Annotated in this window: 19 protein-coding genes; 11 read left to right on the forward strand and 8 right to left on the reverse strand. The window is 64.8% G+C overall.

Annotated elements, in window-relative coordinates; genetic code table 11:
* The 7 genes from F0A17_RS03355 (at position 1) to F0A17_RS03385 (ending at position 9,216) form a co-directional block, all read left to right on the forward strand.
* Positions 1-1,251 carry a glycosyltransferase family 4 protein gene (locus tag F0A17_RS03355; protein ID WP_149326898.1) on the forward strand — a complete coding sequence of 417 codons (1,251 nt, stop codon included), beginning with the start codon at positions 1-3 and terminating at the stop codon, positions 1,249-1,251.
* Positions 1,248-1,844 carry a sugar transferase gene (locus tag F0A17_RS03360; protein ID WP_149326899.1) on the forward strand — a complete coding sequence of 199 codons (597 nt, stop codon included), beginning with the start codon at positions 1,248-1,250 and terminating at the stop codon, positions 1,842-1,844. Before F0A17_RS03355 ends, F0A17_RS03360 begins: the two co-directional genes overlap by 4 nt.
* Positions 1,837-2,568: an acetyltransferase gene (locus F0A17_RS03365; RefSeq protein WP_149326900.1), complete on the forward strand. Its 732-nt coding sequence runs from the start codon at positions 1,837-1,839 to the stop codon at positions 2,566-2,568. Before F0A17_RS03360 ends, F0A17_RS03365 begins: the two co-directional genes overlap by 8 nt.
* Entirely contained in the window at positions 2,568-3,749 is a 1,182-nt protein-coding gene (locus F0A17_RS03370; protein WP_149326901.1) for a DegT/DnrJ/EryC1/StrS family aminotransferase, read from the forward strand. The genes F0A17_RS03365 and F0A17_RS03370 overlap by 1 nt, the downstream gene beginning before the upstream one ends.
* Before the next feature lie 49 nt (positions 3,750-3,798).
* A complete protein-coding gene (locus F0A17_RS03375) occupies positions 3,799-5,766 on the forward strand; it encodes a polysaccharide biosynthesis protein (protein WP_149326902.1) in 1,968 nt (655 codons plus the stop codon).
* A 140-nt stretch (positions 5,767-5,906) separates the two neighbouring features.
* On the forward strand, positions 5,907-7,760 hold the full coding sequence (gene glmS / locus F0A17_RS03380; protein WP_149326903.1) for a glutamine--fructose-6-phosphate transaminase (isomerizing): 1,854 nt from the start codon (positions 5,907-5,909) through the stop codon (positions 7,758-7,760).
* A 181-nt stretch (positions 7,761-7,941) separates the two neighbouring features.
* Complete coding sequence (locus F0A17_RS03385) at positions 7,942-9,216, forward strand: O-antigen ligase family protein (protein ID WP_149326904.1); 1,275 nt, start codon at positions 7,942-7,944, stop codon at positions 9,214-9,216.
* Positions 9,217-9,224: 8 nt separating this feature from the next.
* Here F0A17_RS03385 and F0A17_RS03390 read toward each other — a convergent pair whose 3' ends face one another.
* From F0A17_RS03390 to F0A17_RS03405, 4 genes are all read right to left on the reverse strand, one after another.
* The gene (locus F0A17_RS03390; RefSeq protein ID WP_149326905.1) at positions 9,225-9,833 is read right to left on the reverse strand and encodes an alpha-ketoglutarate-dependent dioxygenase AlkB family protein; all 609 of its coding nucleotides are present in this window, start codon (positions 9,831-9,833) and stop codon (positions 9,225-9,227) included.
* Positions 9,834-9,837: 4 nt separating this feature from the next.
* The gene (locus F0A17_RS03395; RefSeq protein ID WP_149326906.1) at positions 9,838-10,788 is read right to left on the reverse strand and encodes a LysM peptidoglycan-binding domain-containing protein; all 951 of its coding nucleotides are present in this window, start codon (positions 10,786-10,788) and stop codon (positions 9,838-9,840) included.
* The gene (locus tag F0A17_RS03400) at positions 10,737-11,606 is read right to left on the reverse strand and encodes an acyltransferase (protein ID WP_149326907.1); all 870 of its coding nucleotides are present in this window, start codon (positions 11,604-11,606) and stop codon (positions 10,737-10,739) included. Before F0A17_RS03400 ends, F0A17_RS03395 begins: the two co-directional genes overlap by 52 nt.
* Positions 11,607-11,695: 89 nt before the next feature.
* The gene (locus F0A17_RS03405) at positions 11,696-12,589 is read right to left on the reverse strand and encodes a LysR family transcriptional regulator (RefSeq protein ID WP_149326908.1); all 894 of its coding nucleotides are present in this window, start codon (positions 12,587-12,589) and stop codon (positions 11,696-11,698) included.
* A 140-nt stretch (positions 12,590-12,729) separates the two neighbouring features.
* Between F0A17_RS03405 and F0A17_RS03410 the strand changes: the two genes are divergently transcribed.
* Together F0A17_RS03410 and F0A17_RS03415 are read left to right on the forward strand one after the other, a co-directional pair.
* Entirely contained in the window at positions 12,730-13,431 is a 702-nt protein-coding gene (locus F0A17_RS03410; RefSeq protein ID WP_149326909.1) for a CoA transferase subunit A, read from the forward strand.
* Positions 13,432-13,508: 77 nt separating this feature from the next.
* On the forward strand, positions 13,509-14,168 hold the full coding sequence (locus F0A17_RS03415) for a CoA transferase subunit B (protein WP_149326910.1): 660 nt from the start codon (positions 13,509-13,511) through the stop codon (positions 14,166-14,168).
* A 181-nt stretch (positions 14,169-14,349) separates the two neighbouring features.
* Here F0A17_RS03415 and F0A17_RS03420 read toward each other — a convergent pair whose 3' ends face one another.
* The 3 genes from F0A17_RS03420 to F0A17_RS03430 form a co-directional block, all read right to left on the reverse strand.
* Positions 14,350-15,117, reverse strand: coding sequence for a VOC family protein (locus F0A17_RS03420; protein WP_149326911.1), 768 nt, complete (start codon positions 15,115-15,117; stop codon positions 14,350-14,352).
* Between the two features lie 165 nt (positions 15,118-15,282).
* On the reverse strand, positions 15,283-15,543 hold the full coding sequence (locus F0A17_RS03425; protein WP_149326912.1) for a GrxA family glutaredoxin: 261 nt from the start codon (positions 15,541-15,543) through the stop codon (positions 15,283-15,285).
* Positions 15,544-15,643: 100 nt separating this feature from the next.
* Positions 15,644-16,465: an inositol monophosphatase family protein gene (locus F0A17_RS03430; RefSeq protein WP_149326913.1), complete on the reverse strand. Its 822-nt coding sequence runs from the start codon at positions 16,463-16,465 to the stop codon at positions 15,644-15,646.
* A 104-nt stretch (positions 16,466-16,569) separates the two neighbouring features.
* Between F0A17_RS03430 and hybE the strand changes: the two genes are divergently transcribed.
* Together hybE and F0A17_RS03440 are read left to right on the forward strand one after the other, a co-directional pair.
* Positions 16,570-17,013, forward strand: coding sequence for a [NiFe]-hydrogenase assembly chaperone HybE (hybE, locus tag F0A17_RS03435; protein WP_149326914.1), 444 nt, complete (start codon positions 16,570-16,572; stop codon positions 17,011-17,013).
* 85 nt (positions 17,014-17,098) lie between these two features.
* Complete coding sequence (locus F0A17_RS03440) at positions 17,099-17,872, forward strand: 3-hydroxybutyrate dehydrogenase (RefSeq protein WP_149326915.1); 774 nt, start codon at positions 17,099-17,101, stop codon at positions 17,870-17,872.
* Between the two features lie 288 nt (positions 17,873-18,160).
* Here F0A17_RS03440 and F0A17_RS03445 read toward each other — a convergent pair whose 3' ends face one another.
* Positions 18,161-18,700 (reverse strand): response regulator transcription factor, encoded by a 540-nt coding sequence (locus F0A17_RS03445; RefSeq protein ID WP_149326916.1) that lies wholly within the window; start codon positions 18,698-18,700, stop codon positions 18,161-18,163.
* Positions 18,701-18,702: the final 2 nt, after the last annotated feature.

An 18,702-nucleotide genomic window follows, 5' to 3' on the forward strand; every position in this document is an offset into this window, starting at 1 on the left:
ATGAGACACGTCTGGATTTTGAACCATTACGCCAAGAGTCCCGAGGCGGCGGGGGCGGCACGCCACTACCAACTTGCCCGCCATCTGCCCGAACATGGCTGGCGCGCCACGCTGATCGCGTCCAGCGTCGATCACCCCAGCGGCTTGCAGCGGTTGGCGCCGGGAGTGCAGACCCGGCTCGAGACCCACGGAGACGTGCGCTTCCTGTGGCTACGCACGTCGAGCTACCAGGGCAACGGGGGCGGACGCATGAAGAACATGCTGGAGTATGCCTGGCAGGCCGTGCGGCCGTCGCGTCTGGCCGACCTGGAGCGCCCCGACCTCATCATCGGCTCGAGCGTGCATCCCTTCGCCGCGCTGGCTGGCTGGCGGCTGGCGCGGCGCCATGGGGTGCCGTTCCTGTTCGAGGTGCGCGATCTATGGCCGCAGACACTGATCGACATGGGGCGGCTGCGCGAAGGGAGCGCGACGGCTCGTATGCTCCATATCCTGGAGAAATTTCTCTACCGCCGTGCCCGCCGCGTATTGACCCTGCTGCCGCAGGCAGTGGACTACATCGCACCGCTCGGTGTCCCCGAAGAGCGTGTGGTATGGCTCTCCAACGGTGTCGACCTCGATGACTACCCCGACCCTGCACCGCCGCCGGCGCGGCCGCCGGAGATGCCGCTGACGCTGATGTACTTCGGCAGCCACGGCGAGGCCAACGGACTCGAGACGATGTTAAAGGCGATGGCCATCGTCAAGCAGCGGCGGGGGGAGGGAACGGTCCCGCTGCGTCTGCGCCTGATCGGCGACGGGCCCGCCAAGTACGACCTTCAGCGCCAGGCCAGCCGCCTTGGACTCGATGGGCGCTGGTTGAGCTTCGAGCCACCGGTGCCCAAGCGCGAGATACCGGCGCTGGCGCGCGAGGCCGATGCCTTCGTGATCACCGTGCGCGACCTGCCGCGGCTGTATCGATTCGGTATCAGCATGAACAAGCTGTTCGATTACATGGCGGCGGCACGGCCCGTGATCATCGCCTCGGCGGCGGTCAACGACCCCGTGGCCGACGCCGGAGCCGGCATCACGGTCCCCCCGGAAGACCCGCAGGCCCTGGCCGAAGCGATCGAACGGCTGGTGGCCCTGCCGATGGCGGAACGGATCCGCATGGGACAGGCGGGGCGGGCTCATATGGAAGCTTTCTACGATTACCGCATCCTGGCCGGTCGCCTGGCCGGCATCATGAACGACGTCATGGAAGAGAAGCGATGAAGCGACTGTTTGACATAGGGGTCGCCCTGCCGGCGCTGATGCTGCTCGCGCCGATCATGGCGACCGTGGCGCTGTTGGTGAGATGGCGACTCGGCGCTCCGGTGCTGTTTCGCCAGACTCGGCCGGGGCGCCATGGTCGTCCTTTCGAAATGATCAAGTTTCGCACCATGCGCGACGCCTCCGATCGCGACGGCCACCCGCTGCCCGATGCGGCTCGCCTGACACCCTTGGGTAAGTGGCTGCGCGCGACCAGCCTCGATGAGCTACCCGAGCTGTGGAATGTGCTCAAGGGCGACATGAGCCTGGTCGGGCCGCGCCCGCTGTTGATGGAGTACCTGCCGCTCTATACGCCACGTCAGGCGCGGCGCCACGAGGTGCGTCCCGGCGTCACCGGTTGGGCACAGGTCAACGGGCGCAATGCGCTCACCTGGGAGCAGAAGTTCGAGTTGGACGTGTGGTACGTGGACAACCGCTCGATGTGGCTGGATCTGCGCATCCTGCTGCTGACGGTGCGCAAGGTGCTGGTACGAGAGGGGATTGCTCACGATGGAGATGTCGCCATGCCCCGATTTCGCGGAGGCCAACATGAATGATCGTCACCGTCTCGCCATCCTCGGCGCCAGCGGACACGGCAAGGTCGTGGCGGATATCGCCATCCAGACCGGCTGGCAGGAACTGGTCTTCTATGACGATGCCTGGCCGGAAAAGCGTCACCTCGAGCGCTGGGAGATACGGGGCACGTTGCCCATGCTGCTGCACGACCTGGCCGACTACGATGGGGTGTTCGTCGCCATCGGGCACAACACCATTCGCGACGTCAAGCTCGAGGAGCTGATGCGCCACGGCGCCACTATCGTTTCGTTGGTGCATCCGCGTGCCATCGTCAGTCCCATGGCGCGGCTCGGGGCCGGCAGCGTGGTCATGCCCGGGGCGGTGATCAATGCCTTTGCCGAGCTGGGCCGGGGGGGCATCGTCAACTCGGCGGCGACCGTCGATCACGACTGTCGGTTGGGCGACTGCGTTCACGTGGCGCCCGGCGCCAACATCGCCGGTGACGTCGAAGTGGGCCGCCTCAGCTGGATCGGCGCAGGCGCCGTGGTGCGCCAAGGGGTTGCCATCGGAGCCAACGTGATGATCGGTGCCGGGGCGGCGGTGGTAGCGGATATCGCGAACGATCAGGTAATGGGGGGAGTACCGGCCCGCCCGCTGCCGTCTTCACCGGGCGCAAGCGACATCGGCGAGGGGAAGGACGATCCCCCGCCCGGTGCCTCGAACGTGCTCCACCTGGATCTGAAGTCACCGAAAGGAAGATCGTGATGCTCAACGGACCCTTTTCCCCTTGGCCCGACTATACCCGTGAGGAAGCCGATGCCGTGACGCGCGTATTGCTCTCCAACCGCGTGAACTATTGGACGGGCAGCGAGGCGCGCGACTTCGAGCATGAGTTCGCCCGTTTCGCCGATAGCGAATACGCCATCGCGGTGGCCAACGGGACCGTCGCGCTGGAGCTGGCCCTGCGTGGCCTCGGCATCGGTGAGCGGCCCGACGACGAAGTGATCGTCACGTCGCGCACGTTTCTCGCTTCGGCATCCAGCATCGTCATGGCCGGGGCGGTGCCGGTGTTCGCCGATGTCGATCGCGACTCGCAGAACATCACTGCCCGGAGCGTGGCCGAGAGGATCACGCCGCGTACCCGGGCGATCATCGCTGTGCATCTGGCCGGCTGGCCCTGCGAGATGGAGGGGCTGGTGGCGCTCGCCGAGCGGCACGGCCTCTATGTGATCGAAGACTGTGCCCAGGCCCATGGGGCGCGCTACCGCGGACGCAGCGTCGGCAGTCTCGGCCATGTGGGTTGTTGGTCGTTCTGTCAGGACAAGATCATGACCACCGGCGGCGAGGGTGGGATGGTCACCACCAGCGACGCCGAGCTATGGCGACGCATGTGGGCCTTCAAGGACCATGGAAAGAGCTGGGAGGCGGTCCATGAACGCGAGCATCCGCCCGGCTTCCGCTGGTTGCATGAGAGCTTCGGCACCAACTGGCGGCTGACCGAGTTACAGGCCGCCATCGGTCGGATCCAGCTAGCCAGGCTGCCGCGGTGGAAGGCGGCTCGCCAGGCCAATGCGGCGCGCATCTGGCAGACGGCGGAGCGATGCCCAGGCTTGCGCGCACCCCGGGTGCCCGAGCACTGCGAGCATGCCGCCTATAAATGCTACGTCTTCACCGAGCCCGACCGCCTGCGGGCGGGTTGGCATCGCGATCGGATCATGACCGCGATCAATGCCGCCGGCGTGCCGTGCTTTTCGGGTTCCTGTTCGGAGGTCTATCGCGAAAGGGCCTTCGACGAAACCGGTTGGCGCCCCGAGACGCCGCTGCCCATCGCCCGGGAGCTGGGCGAGACCAGCCTGATGTTCCTGTGCCACCCGACACTGACCGAAGACGAGATAGCGCGTACCTGTACGACGCTCGAAGAGGTCATGGCGCAGGCCTGCGCCTGACGCCGGAGTGAGGCGGGCGCGTCGGCGCCCGCGGTCATGGAGAGACGACATGCGAAATCTGCTGCAATCCCTGTTCCGACTGCCCAGACGGCAGAAGCGTACCATCCAGTTGGTGGTCGACTGCGTGCTGATCGCGGCAAGCTTCCTGTTGGCCATGCTGTTGCGCCTGGAGGACTGGGCGCCGCTGGTGGAGGTACGCACCTGGCTGGCGTTGGTCGTCATGATCCCGCTGAGCCTGGCCATTTACATCCGCCTTGGCTTCTATCGTGCGGTGATCCGCTACCTGGGGCCCAAGGCGATACGCGCCGTGGTGATCGGCGTCGTGGTATCGGCGCTATCGCTGCCGCTGGCGAGCTACCTCTTCGCGCTCGGCATCCCGCGCAGCGTGCCCTTTATCTATGCCATGCTGGCATTATTGACCATCGGTGGGGTGCGCTTCGGCCTGCGTGCGATCTACCTGCGCAGCCAGATCCGCCACAAGCCGCGCGTGGTGATCTACGGCGCCGGTTCGGCAGGGCGTCAACTGGCCGTATCGCTCAGTCATGGCCAGGAGTATCTGCCGATCGCCTTCGTTGACGACGCCGTGAGCCTGCAGAACACCTATATCGAGGGCCTCAAGGTTTATCCGCCGCGCCAGCTCGGGTATCTCTCCGATACCTACGGTGCCGAGCGGGTACTGATGGCCATGCCCAGCGTGAGTCGCGAGCGCCGTCGCGAGATCCTCGCCGAACTCGAGCCTCAGGGTTTCCCGGTCCAGACGATCCCCGGGGTGGCCGACATGGTGACCGGACGCGCCAGGATCAGCGAGGTGCGTGACGTAGCGGTCGAGGATCTGCTCGGGCGCGATCCGGTACCCCCCAATCCCGCCCTGATGGAAGCCAACATTCGCGGCAAGGTAGTGCTGGTCACCGGTGCCGGTGGCTCCATCGGCTCGGAGCTGTGCCGCCAGATTCTGCGCCACGGACCGAGCCGCCTTCTGCTGCTCGAGATCTCCGAATTCGGCCTTTATCGCATCGAGCAGGATCTGCACCGCATCGTGAAGGAGGAGGGGCACGAGGTGCGTATCGAGGCCCTGCTCGGGTCCGTCCAGCACCGCCAGCGCCTGACCGCGGTGATGAAGGCCTATGCGGTCGAGACCGTCTACCATGCAGCGGCCTACAAGCATGTACCGATGGTCGAGCACAACGTCGTCGAAGGCGTGCAGAACAATGTCTTCGGCACGCTATCGACGGCCCGCGCGGCCATCGATGCCGGCGTCGAAACCTTCGTGCTGGTGTCTACCGACAAGGCAGTGCGGCCGACCAACGTGATGGGCACCACCAAGCGACTGGCCGAGCTGATCTGCCAAGCCCTTGCCGGCCACCAGAACGCCACTCGCTTCTGCATGGTGCGCTTCGGTAACGTCCTGGGTTCGAGCGGTTCGGTGGTACCGCTGTTCCGTGAGCAGATCCAGGCGGGTGGCCCGATTACCGTGACGCACCCCGACATCACTCGTTTCTTCATGACCATTCCCGAAGCGGCACAGTTGGTGATCCAGGCCGGCGCCATGGCACAGGGAGGCGACGTCTTCGTGCTCGACATGGGGGAACCGGTGCGCATCGCCGACCTGGCGCGCCAAATGGTGCGGCTATCGGGACTCAAGGTGCGCGACGAACGCAACCCGGAGGGTGACGTAGCCATTGCTTACACCGGGCTGCGACCTGGCGAGAAGCTCTACGAGGAGCTGCTGGTGGGGGATAACGTGTCCGCGACGTCGCACCCGCGCATCATGACGGCCCAGGAAGTGTTCTGGGAATGGCCTCGTTTGGAGGCCTACCTGGATCGTTTGTTCGAGGCCTGTCGCCTCTTTCATCACAACGGCATTCGCCGCTTGTTGCTGGAAGCTCCCACCGCTTATCGCCCCCAGGGCGACATCGTCGACCTGGTGTGGCTCGAAAAGCGGCGCCGGGAGGCCGAGGCGCCTGTCACGAATGCCGCGGTGACGCCGTTGCGGCCGATTCTCGAGCGCTATCGTTAGCCGGGCCGCCCTGCATCGCCTGTCGGTCCGGGATGGCCGGCAGCGTTCTCGTCGCAACGACAACGCATCGCACCCACCCTTGCGAATCATCGCCTCACGGTCCGACTGCGGGCCGGAGGACCGTTCATGGAGAGTCGAACATGTGTGGCATCGTAGCTGCCGTGGGTTCGGACGATGTCCTGCCCATTCTGTTGGATGGCCTCAAGCGTCTCGAGTATCGAGGCTATGATTCGGCCGGCGTTGCCCTGGTGGAAGCGCCTGGCCGCTTGAGGCGCGCCCGCGAGGTCGGCAAGGTGGCGGCCCTCGAGCGGCGGCTGTCAACCGCGCCGCTGAAGGGCCTGACGGGCGTGGCCCACACCCGCTGGGCCACCCATGGCCAGCCCAGTCAGGACAACGCGCATCCCCATGTGTCGGGGCGCATCGCCGTCGTGCACAACGGCATCATCGAGAATCATCATGCGCTCAAGCGCGAGCTCATCGCCGAGGGCTACACCTTCACCTCCGATACCGACACCGAGGTCGTGGCCCATCTGATCGAGCGTGAACTGCACCGTCATGGCGACCTGCTCGGTGCGGTCGATGCCGCGGTGGCGCGACTCGAAGGGGCCTATGCCTTGGGTGTGATCGATGCCGATAGACCGGGTCGCGTGATCGGGGCACGGCATGGCAGTCCGCTGGTGGTCGGCATCGGCGAGGAGGGTTACTACCTCGGTTCCGATCCTCTGGCGCTATTGTCGGTCACTGATCGTTTCCTGTACCTGGAGGACGGCGATCTGGTAGAAGCGACCCGCACCGGCTGTGTGGTACATGAGTGGGACGAGCGCGGCGGCAAACGGAGTCCTGCGGTGCGGGAACCGATGCGCTACGAGCACGACGACCCGTCGGTCGGCAAGGATGAGTTCGCGCATTACATGCTCAAGGAAATCTACGAGCAACCGGTTGCCGTCGCCAACGCCCTGGAAGGGCGCCTGGGCAGTGACCAGGTACTGATCGAGGCCTTCGGTCCGCGGGCCGGGCAATTGCTGGGCGACACCCGTCAGATTCATCTCGTCGCCTGTGGCACGAGCTACCATGCCGGGCTGGTGGCGCGCTACTGGATCGAAGAGCTGGCGGGCATCCCGTGCCAAGTCGAGGTCGCCTCGGAATATCGGTACCGCGATGTGGTGGCGCCTCCGGGCACGCTGTTGCTGACCCTCTCCCAGTCGGGCGAGACGGCCGATACGCTCGCGGCACTGCGCCATGCCCGTGCGCGTCAGGGGCAAACTTACGTAGGGGCATTGTCGATCTGCAACGTGCCGGGCAGTTCCCTCGTGCGCGAGTCGGATCTCAGCCTGATGACCCATGCCGGCCCCGAGATCGGCGTGGCGTCGACCAAGGCCTTCACCACCCAATTGACCGCTCTGATGCTGTTGGCCCTGGCGCTGCGCCAACTTCATGGCGGCGACGGCGAGTTGACGGCGAGGCTGGTGCATCGCCTTCGGTACCTGCCGACACTGCTGGGCGATGCGCTCAAGCTCGATGCTGACATCGCCAGGCTCGCACAGCGCTTCAGCGGCTATCGCCATACCCTGTTCCTGGGGCGTGGCGCACAGATGCCCATCGCCCAGGAGGGGGCGCTCAAACTCAAGGAGATCTCCTACATACATGCCGAGGCTTATGCCGCCGGCGAACTGAAGCACGGTCCTCTGGCCCTGATCGACGCCAGCATGCCAGTCGTGGCATTGGCCCCCATGGATGGGTTGCTCGACAAGTTGAAATCCAACCTGCAGGAGGTACGGGCGCGTGGTGGGCGGCTGCTGGTCTTCGCCGACCCCGAGAGCGGTCTGGAGGCGGCGGATGGCATGACGGTGGTGAACGTGCCGGCCTGCTGTCGCTTCCTGGCACCGCTGGTTTATACCCTGCCGCTGCAACTGCTGGCCTATCATGTGGCGGTCGCGCGGAGCACGGATGTGGACCAGCCACGCAACCTGGCGAAGTCGGTGACTGTCGAATGAGCCGGGGCCAAGCGACACGAACCTCCGTTTGTGACACTCGGACTCGCCTGCCGAGCCGGCGGGGCAGGCATCGACCCCATTGCGCCGAGAGGTGATGAGTGACAGGACGCCGTGGCTTGCCAGGAAGGCAGCACGTCGCGGCGCCCGGTGACGGCAGCGTATCGACGGACAAGCGACCGCCATGATGGAAGACAACTCCTACCGACCCATTGCCGGGGGCATGCCCCGCGACCTGAGAATGCAATGCCAGGCATGGCTGGCGTCGACGGCCACGCTCGTATTGGGTGCCGCCATGCTGGTATTGCCGTGGAACACGTTGGTGGCCGTCCCCGTGCTGATGCTGGCGGCGGCGTGTCTCGGTGAGGAGGGGCAGCTCGATGGGTTTCCTCGCCGCGAAGACCGGATCTTGATGATGGTCCTGATGTGCCAGGGAATGGTATGGCTGGCCCTCCCTATGGCGCATGGCGAGGGGCTGGTCGGTCTTTACAACGCCTGGCCGCTATGGCTGGCCGTGGCCACGCTGGCAGCCTTTGCCAAGGTCAGGATGACGCCCGCCTGGCTATGGGCCGGGCTGGCGCTGGGTGGTCTCGGCGCCGGTAGTTGGGCGCTGTGGCAGCGTGTTTATGAAGGCCTGGCCAGAGCCCATGGCCACGAGCCTTTGCATGCGATTCTCTTTGGCAACCTGGGCCTGCTAACCGGTCTGCTCTGCCTGGCCGGGTTGAGCTGGTCGTTCGCGCGTCGGGAGCGTTGGCCCTGGTCGTTGCTGCTGCTGGCCGGTGGCCTGGCGGGGTTGATGGCGTCCGCGCTATCCGGCTCGCGTGGCGGCTGGATCGGTCTGCCGCTGGCTGTCTGGGTATTGTATCGCGGCCATGGTCGGCGTGTGTCACGGGGCTGGCGGGTGGTCCTGGTCATTACGCTGCTGGCCTTGCTGGGTGGTCTCTACGCGACGCCGCAGACCCACGTGGCCCAGCGCGTCGACAATGCCGTCAACAGCCTCCGCCTCTACATGGCCGGCGACGACGAGATGACGTCGGTCAGTGCGCGGCTGGACATGTGGAAAGGGTCGTCGGAACTGATCGTCGAGCGTCCCCTGAGCGGATGGGGAGAGCGCGGCTATCAGTCGGCGATGCGCGAGCGCGGTGCCGAAGGGGAGCAGGATCCGAAATTGGGACGCTTCTGGCATGCCCATAACGATGTGCTCGATGCCTGGGTCAAGCGCGGTTTGCCCGGGCTCGTCGCGTTGCTGGCGCTCTACGCTACGCCATTGTGGTTGTTTGCTCGCGGCGTCGGCGTCGGCTCCGGCGAGCGTCGCGCACTGGCGGTGGCAGGTACCCTGGTACCGGTGACCTTCATCGACTTTGGCTTGACCTACAGCTTCCTGGCTTATCCCGCCGGCGGCCTGATCTATGCACTGCTGATAGCCGTGCTATGGGGGTTGTACCGCCAGGCGCGCTGAAGCGAGGTTCAGCGCGGTACGACGTGGCGAAAGGTAAGGCTGATGCGCAGGCCGGGAAGGCGGCGGGGCAGCAGGGCATGCTGTAGTGCCGCCTGGCAGCCCGCTCCCATCAGCAACAGGCTGCCGTGAGGCAGCCAGACGTTGAAGGGCTTACCGACGCCGTGTTTCCAGCGCATGCGCAGGGGGCGTTCGGCACCCAGGCTGACCGCGGCGATGATTGGCGCCTCGCCGAGTTCGGGCTCATCGTCGCTGTGCCAGCCCATGCGCTCCTCGCCGTCCGCGTAGCGGTTGAGCAGTACGCTATTGAAGCGTGCCGGAACGTCGATCTGTGCCAGGCAGGCCTGAACTCGATCGCGAACCCAGGCAGCCGCGGGATGCCAGGGCTCGGGCGTGAAGTCTTGTCCCGAGTAGCGATAGCGGGCCTCGGCATCGCCCATCCAGACCTGTCGGCGAGGGAGGGTGTGCTCGCGCCCGTAGAGGCGCAGCCTGGGGCGCTGCCACTCCAGTTCGCCATCGAGCCGGGCCAGGACCTCGTCGGCCTGGAGCCGGTCGAGGAAGCCCGGGGCCAGTCGCAGTGCGGGCGAATCGAGAAGACGTTCCCAACACGTCGTGTGCATGCGGTCAGCGTAGCACGCGTCGTGGGTCGATCGGCTTGCCGCCCTGACGCATGTCGAACAGAAGATCGAAGCGTTCCGTGGCGTTGCTGAAGCCGACTTCGCACAACGGGGCGCCACGACTGACGCGGGCGCCATCATCCACAAGCAGGCGGTCGCACAGGGCGTAGACGCTCTGCAGGTTGTCGGCATGATGCACGATCACCACGCGGCCGAGCTGGCGCATGCTGCCGGCGAAACGCACGTCGCCATCGGCGACCGCCCTGGCCCGTGCGCCGCGGCTGGTGGCCAGCAGCATCGGTTGCAGGGTGCCACGGTTATCAGTGCCATAGGCGCGCACGATACGATAGTCTTCCAGCGGCCACGGCCAGTTGCGCGCCGACCCGGGCAGCGAACCGGTGCCGGCGGATGCGGCAGGCGAGCGTGCCGGTGCGCTGCTTCCGCCACCGCTCGCGCGGGTTGAGCTGGCGGGCGGCGCGGCGGCAACCCGGGCCGAGGCGCTGCGCAGGGGGACCTGCACGATCTGGCCGACCCGTAGCCGCGTCGGTGCGACGCCGGGATTGGCGGATTGGATGCGCGCCGGTGTGGTGCCGAAGCGTCGGGCGATGGCGGAATACGTATCCCCCGGGCGTATCTGGTAGCGGTAGGGCCCGCCCGAAGGGGCACGCTCCTGCTGCGTGGGGACCAACAGGCGCTGCCCGACCCGGAGGCGATTCGCGTCCACGCCGGGGTTGAAACGCTGCAGGCGCGCCAGCGGCACATCGGCGCGAGCGGCGATTTGGCCCAAGGTATCGCCGCGCTGAACCACGACCCAGTTGCCGGCAATGCCGGGGTCACCGCTGCGTCGAATGTCTCCGCTGCCACCGCGCGACGCGCAACCGGTGATCAGCAACAGCACGACCAGGATCAGCGCGAGTCGAGCGCCCGGTCTTTTTCCTGCCACAGGGCATTGAGCCATGAGTGGAAGCGTTCCTTGTAGTGCGGGTCGTCGTGGTAACTGCCTTCGCGCATCCAATCGGGGACGTCGAGCCGGCGGGCTTCGAGAGAGACCGAGCCTTCGCGCCCGCACAAGAAGCCCCAGAACGTCGGGGTGGGGTTCGTGTAGCGCAGCGTCACGTCGAGTATGCCGCTGAGCCGATCGCCGAGCAGGTTCAGGACTTGCGCGATGCCGCCGGCCTTGGGGCGGAGCAGATGGCGGAAAGGGCTATTCTGGACATCGCGCTTGGCCGGGGTAAAACGTGTTCCTTCAACGAAGTTGAAGATGGCGATGGGCATATCCCGGGCGCGCGCGCACATTCGCTCGGTGGCATGACGATCGATCCGTGCCAGCTGCGGATCGTGTTCCAGCTGCTCACGGGAGTAGCGTCGCATGAAGGGAAATTCGAGCGCCCACCAGGCCAGGCCCACGATCGGTACCCAGATGAGCTGGCGCTTGAGGAAGAAGCGCGGCATGGGGATGCGTCGGTGCAGCGCCATCAGCAGCAGGAAGATGTCGGTCCAGCTGCGATGGTTGGAGATCACCAGCCACCACTGTTCGCGCGTCAGCCCGGGGGGCAGCGAGATGCGGATGTCGGGCCGCAACCAGTGGCGCATCCACCAGAGATTGCAGCCGATCCAGTTGAGCGCTACACCGTTGAGGCCACGTAATACCCACAGGCGCAGCGGACGGCCCGGGGTGATCAGCTTGAGCACTGTCAGCAAGATCAGGGGTATCGACCAGAACAGGGTATTCACTACCAATAGCAGTACGCTGACGAGCCCCCTCAGGGTCGACATGCCTGACTCCTTAACCGTTTTGTCACGGGTACCTTCATGCCAGCCGCACATGCTAATGGATCGGGCCGGAGCTGCCCAGCGCTGGCCGCTCACGGTGCCGCCTCGCACAGGGTCGTTTGCAGCACCTCGTGCAGGGCGCGGGCGGCGGTCGAGAGTTCCTGGCCGGCACTCAGCACCACGCCGACGGTACGGCGAATGCTGGGCTCGTGCAGGGGGACGCAGCGGGCACCGAGTTCGCGCATCTGCTCGTGGCACAGCGCGGGAACGGCGCTGACACCGAGGCCGCTCGCGACCATGCGCCCCACCGTGGCGAGCTGATGGCTCTCGAAGGCGACCGGTAGTTCGGTGCCGCGGCGCGTGAGGGCCTGTTCCATCAGGATGCGCACCATGGAAGGGCGCTGCAGAGTGATGAAATCGTGATCGAGCAGAGCGTTCCAGTCGACCGCCGCGGCCTTGGCCAGCGGCGAATCGGGAGGGAGCACGGCGACGAAGGTATCGTCGAACAGAGGCAGGAAATCGATCCCCTCGCAAGTTTCGGGCTCGAAGGCGATGCCCAGTTCCACCTGTCGATGACGCACCATGTCGATGACCTGCTCGTTGATCACGTCGTGTACCGTGACGTTGACCCGGGGAAAGCGTTCGCGGAAAACGCGCAGGGCGTGGGGTAGGCGGTTGCAGGCGATCGACGGCATGGCCGCCAGCGCCACGCGGCCGAGCTGGAGAGTGAAGCGCTGGCGCAACAGCTCCTCGGCGTTGTCCCAGTCGGCGAGCAGGCGCTTGGCCAGTGGCAGCAGGGTCTCGCCTTCGGGCGTCAACCGTACGCTGCGCGTGCTGCGAATCAGTAGCGCGCCGCCGAGTGTCTCCTCCAGCCCCTTGATGGCCAGGCTCAGCGCGGGCTGAGAAAGATGCAGCCGTTCGCATGCCTGGGTAAAGCTCAAGGTCTGGGCGACCGCGAGGAAAGCGCGAAGCTGTTTGACGGTCATGCTCATCGCCACTTGTTTATTTATGTTTCGGATTAATTGATAAAAAAAACAAACTTAACAAATATATTGGCGGGGTCAACACTGATCGGGTACGGTTTTTTCTGCGTTCAATTCATTTCACAACAAGATGAGGCTTCGCGATGGCCGGATTCGACAAGCGCGTGTACTCCTATGAAGAGGCAATGGATGGCATCGAGAGCGGCATGACCGTCGCTGCCGGGGGGTTTGGCCTATGCGGCATCCCCGAGAATCTCATCGCCGAAATCAAGCGCCGTGGTGTGAAAGACCTGACCGTTATTTCGAATAACTGTGGTGTCGATGGCTTCGGCCTGGGGCTGTTGTTGGAAGACAAGCAGATCAAGCGCTTCTACGCCTCCTATGTCGGCGAGAACGCCCTGTTCGAGCAACAGATGCTCAACGAGGAAATCGAAGTGATCCTCACCCCGCAGGGTACGCTGGCCGAGAAGATGCGCGCCGGAGGGGCGGGCATCCCGGCGTTCTATACGGCTACCGGGTATGGCACCCCGATCGGCGAAGGCAAGGAGGTGCGCGAATTCAACGGCCTTCACTACATCCTCGAGGAGGCGTTCCACGCCGACTTCGCCATCGTCAAGGGTTGGAAGGCCGACCGCTACGGTAATGTCATCTATCGGGATACCGCCCAGAACTTCAATCCGCTGGCCGCCACCTGCGGCAAGGTCACCGTGGTGGAGGTCGAAGAGATCGTCGAGCCGGGCGAATTGCGTCCCGATCAGATCCATACGCCGGGCATCTACGTCGACCGCATCATTCAGGGCTCCTTCGAGAAGCGTATCGAGAAGCGCACCGTGCGCGAGGGCTGAACGACACGAGTGACGCATTCAGGCGGCCGGCGGCGCTCGGCCGACCGCTTCTCCACCGAACACAAGAGGCAAACAAGATGGCACTGACTCGCGAACAGATGGCACAGCGTGTGGCGCAGGAACTCAAGGACGGCTTCTACGTCAACCTGGGCATCGGGATCCCCACACTGGTGGCCAACTACGTCCCCGAGGGTATCGACGTCATGCTCCAGTCCGAGAACGGCCTGCTCGGCATGGGGCGCTTTCCCACCGAGGAAGAGGTCGACCCGGACATGATCAACGCCGGTAAGCAGACCGTGACGGCCCGACCCGGTGCGGCCATCTTCGATTCGGCCGAATCCTTCGCCATGATCCGTGGCGGCCATGTGGACCTGACCGTGCTCGGCGCCTTCGAGGTCGACCAGGAAGGCAACATCGCCTCCTGGATGGTGCCCGGCAAACTGATCAAGGGCATGGGCGGCGCCATGGACCTGGTGGCCGGTGCAGAGAATATCATTTGCACCATGACCCACGCTTCCAAGCACGGCGAATCCAAGCTGCTCGAGAAGTGCACGTTGCCGCTGACCGGCGCGGGCTGTATCAATCGGGTGCTCACCGACCTCGCTTACCTGGAGATCGAGAACGGTGCCTTCATCCTCAAGGAGCGTGCCCCTGGGGTCAGCGTCGAGGAAATCGTCGAGAAGACCGCTGGCAAGTTGATCGTGCCCGATCACGTTCCCGAGATGACCTTCGACTGACGCACGTCTCGTACCTCTCGCACGTATCGCCAGGGCCCGGGCTTCGACACCCGGGCCCTGGCGTTTCCGGTTGGCGAATTCATAACCACCTTGTGTCGATCCCGTGATTTCTCGGTGACAGGCCGCTTACCCCAGTGCCTTGCACAGTGTTATCCACAGAAATTGTGGATAACGGTTTGCCTCAGGTGATCTCGCAGCGGGTATGGTGGGGCAGGAGCAGTTCCACGGTGCGCTCATGGTCCCCACTCAAGCGCTTCTGCACCAGTGCCAGGCCGCCCAGGCCGATGCGATGCTCATCCCCTTCGGCGAAGGCCAGACGACGTGAACAGGTCGGGTAGAAGCGGTACTGCAGTAGCGGAGACACGGGAAAAATGCCGTGATGGCGATCCTCGCTGCCGGCGAGGCCGGCTGTCGACAGCTCGGCATCGAGAGCGCCGAGTTCTTTGCCGAGGCGCTCGCAGTCGAAGCCGGCATGATGGACGCTCGGCCCCATCACGGCGAGCCAGCCAGCCAAGGGATGGGCGTCATCCAGCAGGCGATAGCTCTCCCAGTCGGGCATCGCCCAGGGCCGTCCTCGGCACAGCAGGTTCTTGCCGCGCGTATCTCGCGGGTGCGTATTGCCGACGAGATCGGCGAGCCGCTCCCGGGGTTGCTTCGATAACGTGCGCAATTGAAGCTCCGCCACCACCAGCCAAGGGCCGTCGTCGGGGGGAGCGAGCAGCGATACCAGCAGACCCCGGTCGGCCATGGCGTAACGATGCATGGGGCGGTAGCCAAGATGCCCGAAGGTGGGCAGCAGATCGTTGGCGGCGAAAGGCGCCAGGTTGAGCGTCAGCAGGGTCAGGTATTCGGCAGGGGCGTTCATCGGCCAAAGACGCAGGGCACCCACATCCGGGTGATGATGGATGTAGTCGAGCCAGAGCTGCTGAAGGAATTCTTCCCGTTGCATCGTGCCGGTCCTTTTGTCCTGATGCGCCTTTTACGTTAGACCTCAGTATAAGGATTGGCGACGATGGGCTTTCAACGGGGGCAGGACGTTCAACGCAGCATGAACGGAACAGCCACCCGGCTTCGGCAAGCCGCAGTGGCTGTGGGAAGTGTGCAGGAAAGTCGTCTAGGCGAGAAGAGCGTGCTCGCGCACGTACTGATCGAATTCGGTGAAGCCGCCCACATGGGTCTGGTCGATGAAAATCTGCGGAACGGTTGCAACCGGCTTGCCGATGGTCTTCTCCAGGTCGGCCTTGCTGATGCCTTCGGCCCAGATGTCCACGTAGCGATGCCCCTCTATCGCATTGACGCTCTCCAGCCGTTCGGCGAGAGCCTGGGCGCGGACACAAAAGGAACAGCCGGGACGACCAAAGATGGTGACGTGCATGTAAGGAACCTCCTCGAATCTCTGCTCGCTATTGTGACGGATGTGAGACGGCGGGGCCAATAGCCTGCCGCTAGCCGGGCAATGGGTGGAAGCTATCCGGTCAGGACAGCCGAAGTTCATTGGCGTCGGCCGCTCGCAGCAGCTCGCCCAGTTCGGCATGAATCTCGGGGGCGCTGACCAACAGGTTCTCGCCGTACAGGTCCTCCGGGATGCCGCTGGGGCAGGGATAGAGATGGCCTGCACGAGCGCCCGCTTCGCGCGCGATCAGCAAGCCGGCGGCGAAGTCCCAAGGGGAGACGCTTTCGTAGTAGGCGTCCAGGCGTCCGCACGCCACGTCGCACAGGTCCAGGGCCGCGGAGCCGTTGCGACGTACGTCCTGACAGTGTTCCAGCACCGCCATGAGACGCCGCATCAGCGGAGGCCGGCTGTCACGCCGATAGGGGAAGCCGGTGCCGACCAGGCAGCGTTCCAGGCGGGTGGTCCGACTGGCGTGGATCGGCTTGTCGTTGCACCAGGCGCCTTGGCCGTAGAGCGCGGTGTAAGTCTCGCCTAGGAAGGGAGCGTGAACCACTCCGAGTCGGGTCTTGCCTTCGCTGACCCAGGCAATGGAAACGGCGACATGATGCAAGCCATGGGCGAAATTGACGGTGCCATCGATGGGGTCGATGACCCATAGGGCTTCTGCCGTGTGGGTGACCTCCCGGTCCGGCGCCAGCTCTTCGCTCAAGCGAGGCTCGCCGGGAAGACTGGCTTCTAGGCGATCGCTGATCAGGGTATCAACCGCCACGTCCACGTCTGTTACCAGCTCGTGGCCTTTCTTGAGCTGTTGGTTGAAGGTCCGGCTCTGCCTGGCCTCGACGATCCGTTCACCGGCTTCCCTGGCGATCGCCACGGCGAGTTCGAGACGCTGTTGAGGGAGCATGGGCGTTCCTCGTTGCACATGGACCTGCCAGAATAGCAGCCGCACAGGATCCTGCCGAACCTGCGGTGGGACACATTGACCTGCGAAACGAGGAGGGAGCCGATATGCAGGCTCTGCGGCCGGAACAGTACCAACGCCTTCAGGAAATGGCGCAGGCCTGGGAGCGCCGGCAGACACCCGGTCTCGAGGCGTCCTCGCGCGCCAATCCGCGTCTCGGTGTGGATGCACTGTGCTTTCAGACCCATATTCCCGCCGAGGAACCGGCGGGCCGTGCCCTGCTGGTCGGAGCGCTGATCAGCCCGGTGTCGCTATCGCTGGTTGTGTTGCCGGCCGAATCCGGTGTCCCGGCGCCTCCCGCCGGCGAACGGCGCGCCTTCGCCCTGCCGTCGGGCCGCTATCCGTTCATCGCCGAGGTGCTGGAACCCGACCTGTGGCTATGGCGCTGCGAGCTGCTCGACGACTTGTCCGATCTTGCGACGCGGGAGGAGGGGAGTCGATTGGCGCAGCGTCTCATGGACAAGGTCATGACACCGGTCGAAGCGGATTGAAACTGGTCTCGCCGCAGGGACCGGGCGTATGCTGGGCGAGCACATGAAACCAATAGCGACGTAACCGTCAGAGAAGGAATTTCCCATGACCCATGCAACGACCTCCGTGCCGCGCGTTGCGCTGGTGACCGGAACCGCCAGTGGGATCGGCGAAGCCGTGGTACGCCAATTCCGTGAGCTCGGTCACCAGGTATTGGCCGTGGATTTCAACGAACAAGCCAAGGACAAGGCCGAGGCTGTCGGTGCCGCCTTCTTCCAGGCCGACCTTACCGACGGGGAGGCGTGCAAGGCGACCGTGGCGGACGCCATCAAGCGCTTTGGCCGGGTCGACATCCTGGTCAACAATGCCGGCATCCAGCACGTCTGCCCCATCGAAGACTTCCCCGAGGCCAAGTGGCGCCAGATCATCGATCTGATGCTCACGGCGCCATTCCTGCTCACCCAGGCCGCGTGGCCGTCAATGCGCGAGAATGGCTGGGGGCGTATCGTCAATATCGCCTCGGTCCACGCCCAGGTCGCCTCGCCGGGCAAGTCGGCCTACATCAGCGCCAAACATGGCATGATCGGCCTGACCAAGACGGCAGCGCTGGAGGGCGGACCGCAGGGCATCACCGCCAATGCCATCTGTCCGGCCTACGTGAAGACGCCGCTGGTAGAGAATCAAATTGCCGACCAGGCACGGTTGCACGGCATGAACGAGCAGGAAGTGGTCGAGCAGGTCATGCTCAAGAACGCCGCGGTGAAGCGCCTGATCGAGCCCGAGGAGGTGTCGGGTCTGGTTGCCTACCTGGTGTCGGAGGCGGCCGGAGCGGTCACTGGCTCGAGCTGGAATATAGACTTGGGCTGGACAGCTCAGTGAGCCTGTGCGAAAACTGGCTGCGCTCGGCCATACGGCGTTAAAAATTGGCTTAAAATGCTCATTTACGACTCGCAAACTCCGCTTTTGGACTCGCGACATCCCTGTCGCTCGCTCTTCGAGCAGCGGAGCTGCCCAAACCGGCTTTCCTGCCGATTTGTCGCCAATTTTTACCTTGCGACCTACAGGGAAGTGGGAAGTGCGTTGGCCCGTCGGGAACGGGCCTAGCCCTGGCCTTCGCTCGCTGCGTTTTCGCATCAGGCTCGCGATACCGGAAACCTACTGGAACGATTACCGCCGCACCGGTCTCTTCTGCAGCTTGCGCTGCAAGGTGCGCCGGTGCATGCCCAGGGCACGTGCGGTGGCGGAGATGTTGCCGTCGTGCTCCTGCAGCACTTTCTGGATGTGCTCCCAGGCGATGCGGTTGATCGACGGAGGGTTGTCGGCCACCTCGGCTTCCGGGTTGCCTTCCTCCCGGCCCAGCGCCACCAGGATCTCCTCGGCGTCGGCGGGCTTGCAGAGGTAATTCACCGCGCCCAGCTTGATCGCTTCGACGGCGGTGGCAATGCTCGAGTAGCCGGTCAGCACCACGATACGGCAGTTCGGCACCACCTCGAGCAATTCCGGCAAGAGTTTCAATCCCGAGCTGTGCTCCAGCTTGAGATCGAGCGTGGCCAGCTCCGGCCGGTGACGACGGGCCAGTGACAGGGCCTGCGCCGCATCATGCGCCACTATCACCTCGTAGCCGCGCCTGACCATGGCGCGAGAAAGCACGTGGCAGAACATTTCGTCGTCGTCGATGATCAACAGGCGGGTATCGGCGTCTTGCATGG

The sequence above is a fragment of the Billgrantia pellis genome, assembly GCF_008297955.1.
In the GTDB taxonomy this organism is placed as follows: Bacteria; Pseudomonadota; Gammaproteobacteria; order Pseudomonadales; family Halomonadaceae; genus Halomonas; species Halomonas pellis.